Source organism: Streptococcus mitis B6 (genome assembly GCF_000027165.1).
Lineage (GTDB): Bacteria > Bacillota > Bacilli > Lactobacillales > Streptococcaceae > Streptococcus > Streptococcus mitis_AR.
In genome coordinates this window covers 1,485,598-1,506,205 of record NC_013853.1, presented here as the reverse complement: position 1 = coordinate 1,506,205, position 20,608 = coordinate 1,485,598, and the positions used below count along the sequence as shown (strand labels likewise).

Annotated in this window: 14 protein-coding genes and 1 pseudogene; all 15 read left to right on the top strand. The window is 41.5% G+C overall.

What is annotated here, in order from left to right:
* Nucleotides 1-22 precede the first annotated feature (22 nt).
* The 15 genes and pseudogenes from SMI_RS07570 to SMI_RS07500 all read left to right on the top strand — a co-directional run bounded on the left by SMI_RS07570 (nucleotide 23) and on the right by SMI_RS07500 (nucleotide 20,593).
* Nucleotides 23-1,483: a nicotinate phosphoribosyltransferase gene (locus SMI_RS07570; RefSeq protein WP_000283131.1), complete on the top strand. Its 1,461-nt coding sequence runs from the start codon at nucleotides 23-25 to the stop codon at nucleotides 1,481-1,483.
* Nucleotides 1,480-2,304: an ammonia-dependent NAD(+) synthetase gene (gene nadE / locus SMI_RS07565; protein ID WP_000058036.1), complete on the top strand. Its 825-nt coding sequence runs from the start codon at nucleotides 1,480-1,482 to the stop codon at nucleotides 2,302-2,304. The genes SMI_RS07570 and nadE overlap by 4 nt, the downstream gene beginning before the upstream one ends.
* Nucleotides 2,305-2,792: 488 nt before the next feature.
* Complete coding sequence (locus tag SMI_RS07560) at nucleotides 2,793-3,344, top strand: GNAT family N-acetyltransferase (RefSeq protein WP_000643829.1); 552 nt, start codon at nucleotides 2,793-2,795, stop codon at nucleotides 3,342-3,344.
* Between the two features lie 153 nt (nucleotides 3,345-3,497).
* A complete protein-coding gene (locus tag SMI_RS07555) occupies nucleotides 3,498-4,385 on the top strand; it encodes an Rpn family recombination-promoting nuclease/putative transposase (protein ID WP_000603333.1) in 888 nt (295 codons plus the stop codon).
* Nucleotides 4,386-5,005: 620 nt separating this feature from the next.
* The gene (gene ccdA2, locus SMI_RS07550) at nucleotides 5,006-5,716 is read left to right on the top strand and encodes a thiol-disulfide oxidoreductase-associated membrane protein CcdA2 (protein ID WP_000379688.1); all 711 of its coding nucleotides are present in this window, start codon (nucleotides 5,006-5,008) and stop codon (nucleotides 5,714-5,716) included.
* 13 nt (nucleotides 5,717-5,729) lie between these two features.
* Entirely contained in the window at nucleotides 5,730-6,293 is a 564-nt protein-coding gene (locus SMI_RS07545; RefSeq protein WP_000759257.1) for a redoxin family protein, read from the top strand.
* A gap of 9 nt (nucleotides 6,294-6,302) precedes the next feature.
* Nucleotides 6,303-7,415 (top strand): peptide-methionine (R)-S-oxide reductase MsrB, encoded by a 1,113-nt coding sequence (gene msrB, locus SMI_RS07540; RefSeq protein WP_000998594.1) that lies wholly within the window; start codon nucleotides 6,303-6,305, stop codon nucleotides 7,413-7,415.
* 70 nt (nucleotides 7,416-7,485) lie between these two features.
* Nucleotides 7,486-8,223, top strand: coding sequence for a response regulator transcription factor (locus SMI_RS07535; protein WP_000222603.1), 738 nt, complete (start codon nucleotides 7,486-7,488; stop codon nucleotides 8,221-8,223).
* Entirely contained in the window at nucleotides 8,220-9,911 is a 1,692-nt protein-coding gene (locus tag SMI_RS07530; protein ID WP_000831067.1) for a cache domain-containing sensor histidine kinase, read from the top strand. Before SMI_RS07535 ends, SMI_RS07530 begins: the two co-directional genes overlap by 4 nt.
* A 114-nt stretch (nucleotides 9,912-10,025) precedes the next feature.
* Nucleotides 10,026-10,589: a TIGR01440 family protein gene (locus SMI_RS07525; protein WP_000659519.1), complete on the top strand. Its 564-nt coding sequence runs from the start codon at nucleotides 10,026-10,028 to the stop codon at nucleotides 10,587-10,589.
* 2 nt (nucleotides 10,590-10,591) lie between these two features.
* Nucleotides 10,592-16,501 carry a ZmpA/ZmpB/ZmpC family metallo-endopeptidase gene (locus SMI_RS07520; RefSeq protein WP_000751576.1) on the top strand — a complete coding sequence of 1,970 codons (5,910 nt, stop codon included), beginning with the start codon at nucleotides 10,592-10,594 and terminating at the stop codon, nucleotides 16,499-16,501.
* Between the two features lie 60 nt (nucleotides 16,502-16,561).
* Nucleotides 16,562-18,283 carry an aminodeoxychorismate synthase component I gene (gene pabB, locus SMI_RS07515; RefSeq protein WP_000554830.1) on the top strand — a complete coding sequence of 574 codons (1,722 nt, stop codon included), beginning with the start codon at nucleotides 16,562-16,564 and terminating at the stop codon, nucleotides 18,281-18,283.
* Nucleotides 18,284-18,901, top strand: a complete 618-nt coding sequence (locus tag SMI_RS07510) for an alpha/beta fold hydrolase (protein ID WP_000766564.1) — start codon at nucleotides 18,284-18,286, stop codon at nucleotides 18,899-18,901. It abuts the gene before it with no gap.
* A 49-nt stretch (nucleotides 18,902-18,950) separates the two neighbouring features.
* A pseudogene (locus SMI_RS10950) lies at nucleotides 18,951-19,517 on the top strand (excalibur calcium-binding domain-containing protein); the annotation flags it as partial.
* 116 nt (nucleotides 19,518-19,633) lie between these two features.
* Nucleotides 19,634-20,593 (top strand): ROK family glucokinase, encoded by a 960-nt coding sequence (locus SMI_RS07500; RefSeq protein ID WP_000078565.1) that lies wholly within the window; start codon nucleotides 19,634-19,636, stop codon nucleotides 20,591-20,593.
* Nucleotides 20,594-20,608 lie beyond the last annotated feature (15 nt).

The following is a 20,608-nucleotide window of genomic DNA, read 5'->3' as shown; positions in this document are numbered from 1 at the left end:
TAGTTAAGGAAGTAGGAAAAGTATGTATCCAGATGATAGTTTGACATTGCACACGGACTTGTACCAGATTAATATGATGCAGGTTTACTTTGACCAAGGGATTCACAATAAGAAGGCAGTTTTTGAGGTTTATTTCCGCCAACAGCCTTTTAAGAACGGCTATGCGGTTTTTGCAGGTTTGGAAAGAATTGTGAATTATCTTGAAGGCTTGCGTTTTTCAGATAGTGATATTGCCTATTTGGAGTCGCTTGGTTATCATGGGGCATTCTTGGACTACCTTCGCAATTTCCAGTTGGAGTTGACCGTTCGTTCTGCCCAAGAAGGGGATTTGGTCTTTGCTAATGAGCCTATTGTGCAGGTGGAAGGCCCTCTAGCTCAATGTCAGTTGGTTGAAACAGCCCTTTTGAACATCGTCAACTACCAGACCTTGGTGGCGACTAAGGCAGCTCGTATTCGTTCGGTCATCGAAGATGAGCCTTTGATGGAGTTTGGAACACGTCGGGCGCAAGAGATGGATGCGGCTATCTGGGGAACACGCGCAGCGGTGATTGGTGGCGCCAATGGAACTAGCAACGTGCGTGCTGGTAAACTCTTTAATATTCCTGTTTTGGGGACCCATGCACATTCCTTGGTGCAGGTTTATGGCAATGATTATGAGGCTTTCAAGGCTTATGCTGCGACCCATAAAAATTGCGTCTTTCTTGTGGATACCTATGACACTCTTCGTATCGGTGTACCAGCGGCCATTCAGGTGGCGCGTGAGCTGGGTGACCAGATTAACTTTATGGGTGTGCGGATTGACTCTGGGGATATTGCCTACATTTCTAAGAAAGTCCGTCAGCAACTGGACGAGGCTGGATTTACAGAGGCTAAGATTTATGCTTCTAATAATCTAGATGAAAATACTATCCTCAACCTCAAGATGCAAAAGGCCAAGATTGATGTCTGGGGTGTGGGAACTAAGCTGATTACAGCCTATGACCAGCCAGCTCTTGGTGCGGTTTACAAGATTGTTGCCATCGAAGATGAAAATGGGAATATGCGCAATACCATTAAGCTGTCTAATAATGCTGAAAAAGTATCTACGCCAGGTAAGAAGCAGGTGTGGCGCATTACCAGTCGTGAAAAAGGCAAGTCAGAAGGTGATTACATCACTTATGACGGAGTAGATGTTGCCAGCATGACAGAAATCAAGATGTTCCATCCGACCTATACCTACATCAAGAAGACGGTTCGTAATTTTGATGCCGTGCCTCTCTTGGTGGATATCTTCAAAGACGGGAAATTGATTTACAACCTGCCTAGCTTGACTGAGATTCAGGACTATGCTCGTAAGGAATTTGACAAGTTGTGGGATGAGTACAAGCGCGTGCTCAATCCGCAGCATTATCCTGTGGATTTGGCGCGTGATGTATGGCAAGACAAGATGGACTTGATTGATAAGATGCGAAAGGAAGCCCTTGGTGAAGGAGAAGAAGAATGAGTTTGCAAGAAACGATTATCCAAGAATTGGGTGTCAAACCAGTGATTGATGCCCAGGAAGAAATCCGTCGTTCCATTGATTTTTTAAAAAGATATCTGAAAAAACATCCCTTCCTAAAAACTTTTGTACTAGGGATTTCTGGGGGACAAGACTCGACCTTGGCAGGTCGATTGGCCCAACTAGCCATGGAAGAACTGCGAGCAGAAACGGGTGATGACAGCTACAAATTTATCGCTGTCCGACTGCCTTATGGAGTGCAAGCCGATGAAGCAGATGCTCAAAAAGCCCTAGCCTTCATCCAGCCAGATGTCAGTTTAGTCGTCAATATTAAGGAATCAGCTGACGCTATGACAGTTGCTGTTGAAGCGACAGGAAGCCCTGTTTCAGACTTCAACAAGGGAAATATCAAGGCTCGTTGTCGTATGATTGCTCAGTATGCCCTTGCAGGTGCCCATAGTGGAGCGGTCATTGGTACAGATCATGCTGCGGAAAATATCACAGGTTTCTTTACCAAGTTTGGTGACGGTGGTGCGGATATTCTCCCTCTTTATCGCCTCAATAAGCGTCAAGGAAAACAACTCTTGAAGGAACTTGGTGCAGACCCAGCCCTTTATGAAAAAATCCCAACGGCAGACCTAGAAGAAGACAAACCAGGCCTAGCTGACGAAGTAGCCCTCGGAGTCACTTATGAAGAGATTGACGACTACCTAGAAGGCAAAACAATCAGCCCAGAAGCTCAAGCGACTATTGAAAACTGGTGGCACAAAGGCCAACACAAACGCCACCTACCAATCACCGTATTTGATGACTTTTGGGAGTGAGACAGAAATCGGTAACTCGAAGAGTTCGATTTCGTAGTCTCACCCCCGCAACGATGACTAGGTTTGAAAAAGCTTGCTAGAGCGCATTTCGAACCAGACAGCGACTGCGTCAAGGAACTAGATGAAAAACTTGTTTTCTAGCTGTTGCTGAGTTTAGTCCTTTTACCCCGAGCATGGAAACAAGTGAGAGAGGTAGGTTCGGTAACTCACAGAGTTCGATTTCGTCGTCTCACTCCCGCAACGATGACTAGGTTTGAAAAAGCTTGCTAGAGCGCATTTCGAACCAGACAGCGACTGCGTCAAGGAACTAGATGAAAAACTTGTTTTCTAGCTGTTGCTGAGTTTAGTCCTTTTACCCCGAGCATGGAAACAAGTGAGCGAGGAAGGTCCAGTGGACCTTTTTAGCGTATTACCTTGAAATTCAAAAGTAAAATAAGTTTCAATGGAGATTGGGCAGAGAATCATCTATCAGAAAGTGAGGTGGTATCATGAAAGCAATCGGTACACAAACATTACAGACAGACCGTTTAATTTTGAGAAGATTTGTGGAAAGTGATGCAGAAGCCATGTTTCAAAATTGGGCTTCGTCTGCTGAGAATCTAACCTACGTTACTTGGGATCCCCATTCTGATGTCGATGTGACTCGAAATTCGATTCGTAACTGGGTTGCTTCCTATACTAATCCCAACTATTACAAATGGGCCATTTGTCTCAAAGAAAAGCCAGAGCAGGTGATAGGAGATATCAGCATCGTTGCAATAGATGAGAACGATTCTTCTTGTGAAATTGGCTATGTGCTAGGCAAGAAATACTGGGGTCATGGTATCATGACGGAGGCCTTGAAAGATGTCTTGGACTTCTGTTTTACTCAAGTAGGTTTTCAAAAAGTTAGAGCTCGATATGCCAGTCTCAATCCAGCTTCAGGTCGTGTCATGGAGAAGGCTGGAATGTCCTATCTAAAGACTATTAGCAATGGTGTAGAGAGAAAAGGCTATCTTGCGGATCTTATTTATTATCAGATAAACAGGGAGAACAGATAAGCTCAAAATTTTACTGATAATTTAGCGTTTATCCTCTATCCTAGTTTCTTATTTTCTATTTCATTTATCCATTTTTTTCCGAATAAATAGATAGTAGCAGTGAATCTAGTAAACCTAGATTTAAAACTGTGATATAATAAAAGGAGGAAAAGGATGATTCTCAGACATCCGGGTATCAGCCCAACCAATGACTTGGTGGCTAAAAAAATCTTTAGCAATCCGGAAATCACTTGTCAATTTATCCGCGATATGCTGGATTTACCAGCAAAAAATGTGACGATTTTGGAGGGAAGCAATATTCATGTCTTGCCTTCCCTGCCGTACTCGGCGCAGGATTTCTATACCAGTATAGACGTTTTGGCGGAGTTGGATAATGGAACTCAAGTAATCATTGAGATTCAGGTGCATCATCAGAATTTTTTCATTAATCGCCTGTGGGCTTATTTGTGCAGTCAGGTCAATCAAAATCTCGAAAAAATTCGCCAACAAGAAGGCGACACACATCAAAGTTACAAACACATCGCACCAGTTTATGCTATTGCTATCGTGGATAGCAATTACTTCTCAGATGATTTGGCTTTTCATAGCTTTAGTATGCGCGAAGATACGACAGGTGAGGTCTTAACCATCACAAACAATGGACAAGAAAATCATCTAGTCAAGATGGCGTTCTTGGAACTAAAAAAATACAAAGAAACCAGCAAGGATAGCGTTCGCAAACCGTGGTTGGAGTTTTTCGGGAACAAACCCTTTACCCAGCAACCCGAGCGAGCTATCAGCCAAGCAGACCAACTGCTGGACTACAAGAGCTGGTCCGAGGAGGACAGGAAAATGTTTAGTCAACTACGTATGCGTGAAGAACAAGCCTTGTTAGCACAGGACTATGCCTTGGAAACTGCTAGGGAAGAAGGTATTGAACAAGGTTTAGAGCGTGGAAAACTCTTTGCCTTCTTAGATATGGTTCGCCAAGGTCTTCTGACTTCAGAGGTTGCGAGTGAGCAGCTGGGAATGACCGTCGCTGAGTTTGAGGCGCTGTTATAAGACCATCACCAATACTAGTCAAAATAGCATTCTTGGAACTAAAAAAATACAGAGAAACCAGCAAAGATGAGGTTCGCAAGCTGTGGTTGAATTTTTTTCTAAATCAGTAAGTCAATGACAGATTTTTCCGTGATAGATGGAAGAATCTGTTTTTAGTTATGCTAGATGTGAGCTATGAAACAGTAATACTCTTCGAAAATCTCTTCAAACCACGTCAGCTTCACCTTGCCTTATTGTATGGTTACTGACTTCGTCAGTTTCATTTACAACCTCAAAACCATGTTTTGAGCTGACTTCGTCAGTTTCATTTACAACCTCAAAACCATGTTTTGAGCTGACTTCGTCAGTTTCATTTACAACCTCAAAACCATGTTTTGAGCTGACTTCGTCAGTCTTATCAGCAATCTCAAAGCTCTACTTTGAGCAACCTGCAACTAGCTTCCTAGTTTGCTCTTTGATTTTCATTGGGGATAAGATAGCTCACCTTTTGTCTCCCTTCTTCTTTTTATTTTTTGAAGTATAATCTGATTAAATTCCTATTTTTCCCTATCATTGTCCCTGTTTTTTCTTGATTTTTGGAGCTATAATAGTCCTATCAAATCAAAGAATGGAGGAAGGCAATGGATACGATTATCTTTTTTATCAGTGCTTTTCTTGCTGGAATTCTTTCCTTCTTTTCTCCTTGTATCTTACCCTTGTTGCCAGTCTATGCAGGGGTCTTGTTGGATGACAAAGATGGTTCTCAGGCTTCTAGTGGCAAATTTTCAATCTCAGTTGTTAGTTTATTGCGAACTCTGGCCTTTATAGCGGGTATTTCTTTTATCTTTATCTTGCTGGGTTATGGAGCTGGTTTTTTAGGCAATTTGCTGTACGCCCCTTGGTTTCAGTATGTGACAGGTGCGGTTATCATTCTCTTGGGCTTGCACCAGATGGAAGTCTTACATTTGCAGGGGCTCTACAAGGAAAGAAGGCTACAATTAAAGAGAAAGGGGCAAAAGGGTAACGGTTGTAGTCAGGCATTTTTACTGGGATTGACCTTTAGTTTTGCTTGGACGCCATGTGTAGGGCCGGTTCTGGGCTCTGTTTTGGCCTTAGCGGCTTCAGGTGGCTCAGGTGCTTGGCAGGGAGCTGGTATCATGTTAATCTATACGCTGGGTCTAGCACTACCATTTTTGGTTCTAGCTCTTGCCTCCAGCTATGTTTTGAAACATTTCCGAAAGCTCCATCCTTATCTAGGAACCCTCAAAAAAGTGGGTGGTTTCCTCATTATCGTGATGGGAATCTTGGTGCTTTTGGGAAATGCTTCCATTTTGACTACATTATTTGAATAGAGAGGAAAAAGAAATGAAAAAATGGCAAACATGTCTCCTTGGAGTAGGCTCTATCTGTTGCTTGGCAGCCTGTTCGGCTAAAAATATGTCAGACGAATCTACTATGAAGGAGCAATCCAAAACAGAACAAGTCAGTTCACAAACTGCTACTAATGGTCAGGTGGTTGCTGATTTCGAACTGATGGGAGTAGATGGTAAGACCTACCGCTTGTCTGATTACAAGGGTAAGAAAGTCTATCTCAAATTCTGGGCTTCTTGGTGTTCCATCTGTCTAGCCAGTCTTCCAGATACGGATGAAATTGCTAAGGATGCTGGTGATGACTATGTGGTCTTGACGGTAGTGTCACCGGAACATAAGGGGGAACAAGCAGAAGCTGACTTCAAGAACTGGTACAAGGGCTTGGATTATAAAAATTTCCCAGTTCTAATTGACCCGTCGGGCAAACTATTGGAAAGTTATGGTGTCCGTTCTTACCCAACTCAAGCCTTTATAGACAAGGAAGGAAAGCTGGTCAAAACGCAACCTGGTTTTATGGATAAGGATATGATTTTAAAAACATTGAAAGAAATGGGGTAGAGAAAGGTCATGAATGATAAAGTAAAATTGTTTGTCTTGACAGGAATTTTTTTCCTAGCCATAAGCGGTTTCTATTTTCTATTGATGCGAAATACAGGGCAGGCAGATAGCTCGCAAATTGAGAAAGCGGCAGTTAGCCAAGGAGGAAAAACAGTGAAAAAAACAGAAGTGAGTAAAGATGCAGACTTGCACGAAATTTATCTGGCTGGAGGTTGTTTCTGGGGAGTGGAGGAATATTTCTCACGCGTTCCCGGAGTGACAGATGCCGTTTCAGGCTATGCAAATGGTAGAGGGGAAACAACTAAGTACGAATTGATCAACCAAACAGGTCATGCGGAGACCGTCCATGTTACTTATGATGCCAATCAAATTTCCCTCAAGGAAATCCTGCTTCATTATTTCCGCATTATCAATCCAACTAGCAAAAATAAACAAGGAAATGATGTGGGAACCCAGTATCGTACCGGCGTTTATTACACAGATGACAAGGATTTAGAGGTAATCAACCAAGTCTTTGATGAGGTAGCTAAGAAATACGACCAACCTCTAGCAGTTGAAAAGGAGGCTTTGCAGAATTTCGTAGTGGCAGAGGATTACCACCAAGACTATCTCAAGAAAAATCCAAATGGCTACTGCCATATCAATGTTAATCAGGCGGCCTATCCCGTCATAGATGCCAGCAAATATCCAAAACCAAGTGATGAAGAATTGAAAAAGACCCTGTCACCTGAGGAGTATGCAGTTACTCAGAAAAATCAAACAGAACGAGCTTTTTCAAACCGCTACTGGGATAAATTTGAACCCGGTATCTATGTGGATGTAGCAACTGGCGAACCCCTCTTTTCATCAAAGGATAAGTTCGAGTCTGGTTGTGGTTGGCCTAGTTTCACCCAACCCATTAGTCCAGATGTTGCCACTTACAAGGAAGATAAGTCTTACAATATGACACGCATGGAAGTGCGGAGCCGAGTTGGAGATTCTCACCTTGGCCATGTTTTTACGGACGGCCCACAGGACAAGGGGGGCTTGCGCTACTGTATTAATAGTCTCTCTATCCGCTTTATCCCCAAAGACCAAATGGAAGAAAAAGGCTACGCTTATTTACTAGATTATGTTGATTAAGAGGGCTTTCCTAAGCAGTTAGAGGAGAATTTTGCTATACTGATACTAGTAAGTGACAAAGGAGAGAAGCATGACCTACACTATCTTAATCGTAGAAGATGAATATCTGGTAAGACAAGGCTTGACCAAGCTGGTCAATGTAGCAGCCTACGATATGGAAATCATCGGTCAAGCTGAAAATGGAAGACAGGCTTGGGACTTGATACAAAAGCAGGTGCCAGATATCATTCTAACCGATATCAACATGCCTCAGCTAAATGGCATCCAGTTGGCCAGTCTGGTTCGAGAAACCTATCCTCAGGTCCATCTAGTTTTTTTGACAGGCTACGATGATTTTGATTATGCCTTGTCTGCTGTCAAACTAGGTGTAGATGACTACCTGCTCAAACCCTTTTCTCGTCAGGATATTGAGGAGATGTTGGGGAAAATCAAGCAAAAGTTGGATAAGGAAGAGAAAGAAGAGCAGTTACAAGATTTATTGACCGATAAGTTTGAAGGAAACATAGCCCAGAAAATCCAGTCCCATCTGGCTGATAGCCAATTTAGTTTAAAGGCTTTGGCCAGTGACTTGGGCTTTAGTCCGACTTATCTGAGTTCTTTGATTAAGAAAGAGTTGGGCCTGCCTTTTCAGGATTATCTGGTGCGAGAACGTGTCAAACAAGCCAAGCTCTTGCTTTTAACTACAGATCTGAAGATTTATGAGATCGCAGAGAAGGTTGGTTTTGAAGATATGAACTACTTTACCCAACGTTTTAAACAGATTGCGGGTGTGACGCCTCGTCAGTTTAAGAAGGGGGAAGGTCGATGAAGCGTTCTTCTCTCCTAGTCAGAATGGTTATTTCCATCTTTCTGGTCTTTCTCATTCTCCTAGCTCTGGTTGGGACTTTCTACTATCAATCTAGTTCATCAGCCATTGAGGCTAGCATTGAGGGCAATAGCCAAACGACCATCAGCCAGACTAGCCACTTTATTCAGTCTTATATCAAAAAATTAGAAACAACCTCGACCAGTTTGACGCGACAGACGGATGTTATGGCCTATGCTGAGAATCCCAGTCAAGATAAGGTCAAGGGAATCCGAGATTTGTTTTTGACCATCTTAAAGGCAGATAAGGACTTGAAAGCAGTGGTTTTGGTAACCAAATCAGGCCAAGTTATTTCTACAGATGATAGTGTGCAGATGAAAACTTCCTCTGATATGATGGCTGAGGATTGGTACCAAAAGGCCATTTATCAGGGGGCTAAGCCAGTTTTGACACCAGCTCGTAAATCAGATAGTCAATGGGTTATTTCTGTTACTCAAGAACTTGTCGATGCCAAGGGGGCTAATCTTGGTGTGCTTCGTTTGGATATTTCCTACGAAACTCTGGAAGCCTATCTCAATCAACTTCAGTTAGGTCAGCAAGGTTTTGCCTTTATCATCAATGAAAACCATGAATTTGTTTACCATCCTCAACACACAGTTTATAGTTCGTCTAGCGAAATGGAGGCTATGAAACCCTACATCGAGACAGGGAAAGGTTATACTCCAGATCACAAATCCTATGTCAGTCAAGAAAAGATTGCTGGAACTGATTGGACGGTGCTTGGTGTATCTTCGCTGGAGAAGTTAGACCAGGTTCGGAATCAACTCATGTGGACCTTGCTTTGGGCTAGTGTCACCTCTCTTCTTGCCTGTCTCTGTTTGGTATGGTTCAGTCTCAAGCGCTGGATTGCTCCTTTGAAGGATTTGAGAGAAGCCATGCTGGAGATTGCTTCTGGTAATCAGAATCTTCGTGCCAAGGAAACTGGTGCTTATGAATTGAGAGAGGTGACTCGTCAGTTCAATGCCATGTTGGATCAGATTGATCAGTTGATGACAGCTATTCGCAAGCAGGAAGAAACAACCCGTCAGTATGAACTTCAAGCACTTTCCAGCCAGATTAATCCGCATTTCCTCTATAACACCTTGGACACTATCATCTGGATGGCTGAATTTCAGGATAGTCAGCGAGTGGTTCAGGTGACTAAGTCCTTGGCAACTTATTTCCGCTTAGCGCTCAATCAAGGCAAGGATTTGATTTGCCTGTCTGACGAAATCAATCATGTCCGCCAGTACCTCTTTATCCAAAAACAACGTTATGGGGATAAGCTGGAATACGAGATTGATGAAGATTCTACTTTTGATAATCTAGTCTTACCCAAGTTGGTGCTACAACCCTTGGTAGAAAATGCTCTTTACCATGGTATTAAGGAAAAGGAAGGTCAGGGTCATATTAGAGTCTCTGTCCAGAAACAGGATTCAGAATTGGTCATCCGTATTGAGGATGATGGCGTTGGTTTCCAAGATGTTGGTGATAGTAGTCAAAGTCAGCTCAAACGTGGGGGAGTTGGTCTTCAAAATGTTGATCAACGGCTCAAACTTCATTTTGGAGAACATTACCAAATGAAGATTGATTCTATTCCCTCAAAAGGTACGACGGTTGAAATATACATAAATAGAATAGAAACTAGTTAACTCCCAGTCAATTCTGGGAGTTTTATGCGTAATTGGGCAAGCTTTCTAGGTTGTCTATCTTGCTAAAAACAAGAAAAAACGATATGATAGATAATGACAAAAGAGGTATCAAGTATGAAGGAAAAAGACATTCAAAGAGAAACAAGCCAGATTGTAAAAGATGTATTAGAAAAGGCTAATTTGAAGCAAGGATCTATCTTTGTTTTGGGCCTTTCTTCTAGTGAGGTGATAGGTGGTCAGATTGGTAAGGAATCCAGCCAAGAAATTGGGGAAATCATTGTGAAGACCATCCTAGATATCCTAGAGGAAAAAGGAATTCATCTAGCTGTTCAAGGTTGTGAACATGTCAATCGGGCCCTTGTCGTGGAACGTCAGGTGGCAGAGCAGTTTGGTCTGGAAATGGTCAGTGTCCTTCCTACTCTCCATGCAGGAGGTTCAGGTCAGTTGGCAGCCTTCAAGTTTATGCAAGATCCAGTTGAGGTTGAATTTATCAAGGCTCATGCTGGATTGGATATCGGAGATACTGCAATTGGCATGCATGTCAAGCATGTTCAGGTTCCGATTCGCCCTCTTTTGAGAGAAATTGGGCATGCCCATGTAACGGCTCTCGCTAGCCGTCCAAAATTAATTGGAGGTGCGCGTGCGCATTATCCACAAGATTCTATCAGAAAGTCGTAAGAATGAAAAAAACAAAACAACAACTAGAAAAAATCACCAAATATTCCATTCGTAAGCTAACTGTTGGGGTAGGTCCTGTAGCCATTGGGGCCTTCCTTTTTGGTGCCAGTACCCTTTCAGTAGATAAAGTGCATGCCAATGAAGTTGGTGGTGCTCATAGTGTTCATTACCGTTATTTGGCGGAGCAGGAATTGACCGAGTCTGAAAAAGCTCTGATTCATCATGAGGTTCCAACAGAATTTCAAGATGATGATATTCTCTATGTAGTTTATCGTAAGAAGGCAACTAACAGTCAACAACTTCCATACACGGGAAGTAAGGAGCTAGCCCTAGCAGGCCTTGGCTTGGCAACGGCTTCTCTAGCAGTCTTTTTGGTGTCCAAAAAAGGTCGTAGAGAAGTCCTAGGTGTTCTCTTAATTGGTTCTTTAGGAGCCAGCACTTTTGTACCTTATGGGACATTTGCATTTGAAAATAAAGAATTGCTTTCTTATAACCAAACTATTTCAGTCTCTACACATGAAGGCTTGGCTGAAGGGATTATCCATATTGATGGTTATGAGTACATCGGATACTTCAAGGAAGCAGAACTCCATCCATCAAGACCAGATTCAGCAGAACAGCCTCAGTTGCCAGTAGAGAAGCAAAGTGCAAATGAAATTGAGAAAACTGCAGTCGTTCAAGAAAGACCTGCTGTTGCTCCAGAAACTATCGTTGAGAATCCTGTAGTAGAGACTCCGGTTGCTCCTGCGGTTGAAGAAAACCCAGTTTCTGAGAAGCCTCAGACAAGACAGGAAGAGAGCTTGGTGGAGATTCCCTTTGAAACAGTCACGAGCCCAGATGCGAATCTAGCAGAAGGACAGACTCGTATCGTAACAGCTGGAGTAAAGGGTCAGCGTCGCCTTGTAACCAAAGTATCGATGGTCAACGGTCAAGAAGTTAGAGAAGTCGTCGAAGACCAAGTGGTTCAAAATCCTGTGTCACAAGTCATTGCAGTCGGAACGAAGAAAGAGGTGCAACCTGCCCCAACTCCAACCCCACAAGCTGAACCAACGCATCAAGTAGCAAAAGGAACTCAAGAGGAAGGTAAAACTGGCCAAGCCATAACACAACCAACCTTACCAGAGGCCCCAGTTGAAACGAAGGGCACTCAAGAAGAAGGTAAAGCAGGCCAAGCCATAACACAACCAACTTTACCAGATGCTCCAGTTGAAGTAAAAGGCACTCAAGAAGAAGGTAAAGCAGGCCAAGCTCTAACACAGCCAGAATTGCCAGAAGCTCCAATCGAAGTAAAAGGTACACAAGAGGAAGGTAAAGCAGGTCAAGCCCTTGTACAAGAACAGTTACCTGAGTACAAAGTAACTGAGGGAACCCTTGTTGAAACATCGACTACAGACCTAGACTACAAAACTGAAACGACTGAGGATCCAACCAAGTATACGGACGAAGAAACTGTCGTAAGAAATGGTGAAAAAGGTAGTCAAGTTACTAAAACAACTTATAAAACAGTAGAAGGTGTTAAAACTGACCAAGTTCTTTCAACTAGCACAGAAGTTACCAAGGAGCCTGTAAACCAACAGGTAAGTCGTGGGACAAAACCAATTGAAGGAACTCTTGTAGAAGAAAGTCTTGAAAAGATTCCATTTAAGGAAGTTGTTAAAGAAGATGACCAACTGAAAAAAGGCTTAGAAGTTGTAGCTCAAGAAGGAAAAGAAGGCCAGAAAAAAATCACCAAGACTTTTAATACCATTAAGGGAGTTAAAACAGAGGACGCTCCAAAAGTTACAGAGGAAATCCTTGAGGCACCTCAAGACAAAATTTTGAAACGTGGTACCAAGAACTTTGAAAAACCAGTATTGACCATCACAGCAGTTGAGCCTAAGGATTTGAAACGGACTTCAGATGTTAAGTATAGTCTAGAAAATCCAAGTAAGGCAGCTATTAAATCTATCACCCTAACTCTGAAAAAAGGTGATGAGATTGTCAAAACTTTGAATGTTTCACCAGATGATTTGACAACTACCCTAACAGATTTACAGTACTACAAAGATTATAAACTTGAAACGAAGATGGTTTATGACCGTGGTGAGGGTGATGAGGAAGAAGTTCTGAAAGAAGAACCTCTAAGAATTGACCTCAAAAAAGTTGAAATCAAAAATATCAAAGAAACAAGCTTGATGAGTGTGGACGCTGATGGTAACGAAACAGACACTAGTTTACTAACAGAAAAACCAGCTGATGTTGCTCCGCTTTATTTACGAGTGACCACTCATGATAACAAAACAACCAGACTGGCTGTTGATAAGATTGAAGAAGTCACAGTTGATGGCAAGACCTTGTATAAGGTTACAGCCAAAGCACCTGATTTGATTCAACGGAATGCTGACAACACACTTAGCGAAGAGTATGTTCATTACTTTGAAAAACAAAAAGCAAAAGAAGGTAATGTTTACTACAACTTCAACGAGCTTGTCAAAGATATGAAAGCTAATCCTACAGGTGAGTTTAAACTGGGTGCAGATTTAAATGCAGCCAATGTACCAACTCCAAATAAAGAGTACGTTACTGGTACATTTAAAGGTAAGTTGTCAAGTGTTGACGGACAACGTTATTCAATCCATAATATGACACGTCAATTATTCGGTGGTATTGAAGGTGGCTCAGTTAAAGATGTTAACTTGGCTAATGTTGATATTAACATGCCTTGGGTTGATAATATTTCTGCACTTGCTAGAACTGTTAAAAATGCTACGGTTGAAAATATTAAAGTAACGGGTAGCATCATTGGTAGAGATGGAATTGCCGGACTTGTTAATAAATTAGATAATGGCGGACAACTTACTAATGTTGCTTATATCGGTAAACTTACAGGTGTAGGTGATAGAGGTTGGGATTTCGGTGGCATGGTTGGCGAAATCTGGAAAGGTAATGTTGACAAAGGTTATGTAGAAGCTGATATAGTTGCTAATAAAGCTCGTATCGGTGGATTTGTTGCTAGATCGGATAATGGTTCTGATCCTAACGGAATTGGTAAATACGGTTCTGTTCGAAATGCTGTCACTAAAGGTACTATTAAGGTGAACACCCCTGTTGAAGTTGGTGGTTTTCTTAGCAAGAACTGGGCATGGGGTAAAGTTGCTGACTCTGTGTCTATGATGAAGGTTGAAAATGGTGAAGTATTCTATGGATCTAAAGATATTGACGAAGATGGTGGATACTTCTCAAATGACGCATTAGAACGTAACTTCATTGTAAAAAATGTGAGTACAGGTAATCGTTCATTTAGATTCTCTGTTTCTAACCGAATTAAAGAAGTCTCACAAGAAGAAGCTGACAAGAAAATTGCAACATTAGGATTAACTGCTAACGATTATGTTATCAACCCTCTTGTTGAAGATTCACTTAACAATGTCAAACCAAAAGCCGATACTTACAAAGATACTCAGGATTACGATGCATCTCGTGAGCTTGCTTACCGTAATGTTGAAAAACTTCAACCGTTCTACAATAAAGAATGGATTGTTAACCAAGGGAACAAGCTTGCAGAAGGTTCAAACTTGTTAACTAAAGAAGTCTTGTCTGTTACTGCGATGAAAGGCAATGACTTTGTCACAGACCTTACAGATGCTGACCATATTTTGGTTCACTACGCAGATAAGACCAAAGATATCTTTACAATTTCACCGAAAGAATCTAAAGTGAAACAAGTTAAAGAATACAGTGTTGCTGAACTTGGTGAAGTCGTTTATACACCAAACATGGTTGTTAAAGATCGTGCTGACTTAATCAGCGCTATCGAAAGCAAGTTAAGTCCAGTAGAATTACAATCTGATCCGATTTACCAACACTTGGGTAGAACTGGTGGCAATAAAGTCAATGCAGTTAAGGATTTGTACTTAGAAGAAAGCTTCAAGTATGTTAAAGATAATCTTAATAAATTCGTTACGAAGTTAGTAGAAAATGAAGATCACCAACTGAACACTGATGAAGCTGCAAAACGTGCCTTGATTAAGAAAATCGATGACAACAAAGCAGCAGTTCTTCTTGGTTTGTCTTACCTCAACCGATACTACGGTGTTAAATTCGATGACTTTAATATTAAAAAATTAATGCTATTCAAACCGGACTTCTACGGTAAAAATGTTAGCGTCTTAGACTTCTTGATTAAGGTTGGTTCTAAGGAAAATAACATTAAAGGTGATAGAACTTTAGAAGCTTATCGCGAAACGATCGGTGGAGTTATCGGTATAGGCGAGTTAAACAGTTTCTTAGACTATAATATGCGTCTATTTACAAGTGACACAGATTTAAACGATTGGTTCATAAAAGCAACTAAAGATAATGTATATATTGTTGAACCTAAAACAACAACACCTGAGTTTGCTGATAAGAAACATAGAGCCTACGAAGGATTAAACAACGACGTGCATGGTAAGATGATTCTACCACTTCTTAACTTAAAAGATGCGCACATGATTCTAATCTCTACATATAATACACTAGCGTACAGTTCATTCGAGAAATACGGTAAGAAGACTGAAGCAGAACGCGAGGCATTCAAACCTGAAATCGATAAAGTAGCAAAAGCTCAACAAAATTACCTAGACTTCTGGTCTCGTCTATCATTAGATAAAGTTCGTAATCAACTGCTTAAGAGCAACAACATGGTACCAACACCAGTACTAGATAACCAAAACTATCCAGAAGGTACTGACAAATACGGTCACACTAACAGCGGTAAAGACATTGCTCCAGTTCGTGAGCTATATGGACCAACAGGTCGTTATCACGCAACAGACTGGCGTATGGGAGCTGTCGCTCGTGTTTACGGTAACCCTTATAAAGATGATTCAGTATTCTTCATGGTTACTAGTATGATTAGTGACTTTGGTATCTCAGCCTTCACTCACGAAACAACTCACGTAAATGACCGTATGGTTTACTTAGGTGGTTCAAGACACCGTGAAGGTACTGACCTAGAGGCGTTCGCACAAGGTATGTTACAATCACCTGCTGAAACAAGTCCAAACGGTGACTTTAAAGCACTAGGATTGAACATGGCCTACGAACGTCCAAATGATGGAAATCAATGGTATAACACTAATCCAAATGATCTTGCATCTCGAGAAGAAATCGATCATTACATGAAAGGTTTCAACGATACTCTCATGCTTCTTGACTACCTTGAAGGAGAAGCCGTTATTGATAAACAGGATAAAGCCTTAAATAGTGCTTGGTTCAAGAAAGTGGATAAAAAACTACGTGGAGCTAATACGAAGAACCAATACGACAACGTTAGGGATTTAAATGCAGAAGAAAAAGAATATAATTTAACATCTGTTAACGACTTAGTAGAGAAAAACTTCATGACCAAACACGGTCCTGGTAATGGTCAGTATGACCCAACTGGATTCGGTTCTGCTTATGTAACTGTACCAATTACCGCTGGTATCTATGGTGGTAACACAAGTGAAGGTGCTCCAGGAGCAATGTCATTCAAACATAACACCTTCCGTATGTGGGGTTACTTTGGATATGAAAAAGGTTTCCTAAATTATGCTTCTAACATGCTGAAAAATGAGTCTAAACAAGCAGGTCATGCTACTCTAGGAGATGACTTCATCATTAAGAAAGTTTCTGATGGTAAATTTAATACTCTAGAAGATTGGAAGAAAGAATACTTCAAAGAAGTTGTTGATAAAGCGAAAGCAGGATTTAACCCAGTTACAATTGACGGCACTACATATAGTAGTTACGATGACTTGAAGAATGCATTTGCTGCAGCTGTTGATAAAGATAAAGCTACTCTTAAAAACGGATCAGTTAAATTTGATAATACTGTATCACTTAAAGAGAAATTATTCAAAAAACTTCTTCAACAAACAAACAGCTTTAAAACTTCAATCTTTAAATAATTGAAATCTCTCATCTGCTTTGCGGATGAGGGTTTTCTTATTTTGTGCTATACTTAAGGTATGCATAGAAAAACAGTGATTGATTTTAGGGCTTTGGGGGAGAGATACATCTTTACCCAGCCTATTAAAGAGTTGAAAACGAGAGATATAGCAGAAGTGGTTGATTTGCTGGCTCAAGTAGAAAGCTACCAAGAGCAGGGCTATTATGTGGTGGGCTATGTCAGCTACGAGGCTGCACCTGCTTTTGAGGAGAAATTAGCAGTTCATAAAGCTCCTTTACTGGACGAGTATTTGCTTTACTTTACTGTTCACGATAAGGTGGAGACCTCCCCTATTCCTCTGATTTATGACGAGGTTGATTTACCTTCAAACTGGCAGGAAGTAACGTCTGCAGCAGACTATGAAAAGGCTATTGCTCAGATTCACCATCATTTGAGGCAGGGAGACACCTATCAGGTCAACTACACCGTCCAACTTAAGCAAGATTTAAGTGCCAATCCTTTTGCTATCTACAATCGTATGGTGGTAGAGCAGGAGGCGGGTTACAATGCTTATGTTGAACATGATGAGATGGCAGTGATTTCCATGAGTCCAGAGCTCTTTTTTGAGCAAAATGGCCGAGAATTAACGACTCGTCCAATGAAGGGAACGACTCAGCGTGGGGTAACTGACCAAGAAGATCTTGAACAGGCTGGCTGGTTGGAGCAGGATCCTAAAAATCGGTCTGAAAATATGATGATCGTGGACCTCTTACGCAATGATATGAACCGTATTTCTGAAGTGGGGAGCGAGCACGTGGAGCATCTTTGCCAAGTAGAACAGTATTCAACGGTTTGGCAGATGACTTCGACCATCAAGAGTCAGTTGCGAGAGGATGTGGACCTTGTTGAAATCTTCCGTTCTCTCTTTCCTTGCGGTTCCATAACGGGAGCTCCGAAAATTGCGACTATGGAGATTATAAAGGACTTGGAACCACAACCGCGTGGAGTCTACTGTGGAACGATTGGTCTCTTGCTTCCAAATGGACGACGGATTTTTAATGTTGCTATCCGAACTATTCAACTGTATCAAGGGAAAGCAATCTATGGAGTTGGCGGAGGCATTACATGGGATAGCACTTGGGAATCTGAATACCGCGAGGTTCATCAAAAGGCAGCTGTTCTCTATCGTAAACAAGCTCGTTTCAAACTGATTACTACAGGGAAAATCAGCCAAAAACAACTGCTGTTTGAAGAACAACATCTTGAAAGATTGAGAAAAGCTAGTCGATATTTTGCCTTTCCTTTTGATGCAGAATACTTGAAACAAAAGATAGAGGAAGAGTGTCAAGCTTGTGAAGCTAATCAAGACTACCGCTTGCGAATTAGCCTTAGCAAATCTGGAGAGATAGAACTTAGTCGACAAATCTTAACACCTCTTAGTCCACATTTCTGTCAGGCCAAACTTTGTCTGCAGGAGGCCAATTTGCAACAAGCTTTTATCTACTTCAAAACGACTCACCGACCGCATTTGAGCCTAGGGGAGCAAGAGAAGATTTACCATAATGAAAAGGGAGAACTTCTTGAAACCACTATCGGAAATTTGGTTCTGAAGATTGATGGGAAACTTTACACGCCACCTATCCGGCTGGGGATCTTACCAGGAATTTACCGTCAGCATTTGCTGGAAACAGGACAGGTAGAAGAGAAAGTCTTGACCATAAAAGATTTGAAGGGAGCAGAAGCTATCTATGGCTGTAATGCAGTCAGGGGCTTGTATGAGTTGTCAGTAAAGGAGAGCTAAATGAAACTAATATTTTTACATGGCCTAGGTCAGTCAGCAGATAGTTGGAAAGAAGTGCAAGAGTTGCTTGTAGATTATCCCTCTGAAGCCCTAGAGTTATTTCCTTCCGGAGTTGCTAGCTATCAAGAAGCCAAGGAGCGCATTTATCAGCACTTGTCAGAGGAGACAGAACCTTTTGTCCTAATCGGTTTGTCCTTAGGAGCTGCCCTTGCATTGGAGCTTTCAAGTTATGAGATACCAAATCTTCAATCCTTGGTTTTGTCAGGTTGTCCATTGAAACTAGCGGGTAACATTCCTTTTTATATTCAGTTGCTGATTTTTAAACTACTTCCCAAAAAGGTATTTGAAAAACAGGGAGCAGACAAAGCTTTTATGGTCGGAGTTTCTGAGGAATTGAAGACACTTGATTTAACTGATATATCAAGAACTTGTCCTTATCCAACCTTACTAATTTGTGGTAGCAAAGATAAACCCAATCTTAGTTCTATGAGAAGTCTTCATAAACTAATATCAGAATCCCAATTTCAGATTATACCAGACGGCCCTCATGTCTTGAATAAGGAAAAACCAAAGGAGTTTGTAGAAAAGACCAGAAGTTTTCTTGAATTGCTGAAATAAGTTTGATAAAATAATAGTGAAATCGATAACATCGTTATAGGAGAAAGAAATGAACAAACGTTTATTTTTAAAAATGAGTCTGGCTACCTTGCCAGTTTTAGCCTTGTTTTCACAACCTGTGTTAGCAGAAGAAAACATTCATTTTTCTAGTTGTAAAGAAGCTTGGGCGAATGGATATGCAGATATTCACGAGGGAGAACCTGGTTATTCTGCCAAGTTAGACCGCGATCATGATGGTGTGGCTTGCGAATTGAAAAATGCTCCTAAGGGTGCTTTTAAAGCAAAACAAGCGGCTACAACTCAAACTGATACAACTTCATCCACAGCAAGTGGTTGGGTTAAGCAGGACGGTGCTTGGTACTACTTCGATGAAATTGGAAATCCAGTGAAAAATGCATGGCAGGGAAGCTATTACCTGAAAGCTGATGGTAAAATGGCACAGAGTGAATGGATTTATGACTCTTCTTACCAAGCTTGGTATTACTTGAAATCAGATGGTTCATATGCTCGCAATGCATGGCAAGGAAACTACTATTTGAAATCAGATGGTAAAATGGCTAAAAATGAGCGAGTTGATGGAGGCCGCTACTACGTAGATGCTTCAGGTCTCTGGAAACCGTAAATCAGATAAAATTTAGAAAGTTAATGCAAACCTTTGCATAAATGAGTGAAATTTGTTATACTAGTGCTGTAAGCATTTTCAATTAATTTATAATGAAAAAGGAGAATATGATGAGTCAAAAGATTATTGGGATTGACCTTGGTGGAACTTCTATCAAATTTGCAATCTTGACAACAGCAGGAGAAATCCAAGAAAAATGGTCTATCAAGACCAACATTTTGGATGAGGGAAGTCATATCGTTGATGATATGATTGAGTCTATTCAACATCGCTTGGACTTGCTTGGAGTAGCAGCAGCGGACTTCCAAGGTATTGGAATGGGGTCACCAGGTGTGGTTGACCGTGAAAAAGGAACTGTTATCGGTGCCTACAACCTCAACTGGAAAACCCTTCAACCAATCAAAGAAAAGATTGAAAAAGCCTTGGGCATTCCATTCTTCATCGATAATGATGCCAACGTGGCCGCTCTCGGTGAGCGCTGGATGGGTGCTGGTGATAACCAACCAGATGTTGTCTTTATGACACTCGGTACTGGTGTTGGTGGCGGTATCGTCGCTGAAGGCAAATTGCTTCATGGTGTTGCTGGTGCAGCAGGTGAGCTTGGCCACATCACTGTTGACTTTGACCAACCAATCGCATGTACTTGCGGTAAGAAAGGCTGCCTTGAGACAGTTGCTTCAGCAACAGGGATTGTTAACTTGACTCGTCGCTATGCCGATGAATACGAAGGCGATGCAGTCTTGAAACGTTTGATTGATAATGGAGAAGAAGTAACTGCTAAGACTGTCTTTGATTTGGCAAAAGAAGGAGACGACCTTGCTTTGATCGTTTACCGTAACTTCTCACGTTATTTGGGAATCGCTTGTGCTAATATTGGCTCAATCCTAAACCCATCAACAATCGTCATCGGTGGTGGTGTGTCAGCTGCAGGAGAATTCCTTCTACAAGGTGTTCAAAAAGTCTACGACGAAAATAGCTTCCCACAAGTACGCACATCAACAAAATTGGCTCTTGCAACTCTAGGAAATGATGCTGGAGTTATCGGAGCAGCATCACTTGTATTGCAATAAAATAATAAAAGAGGG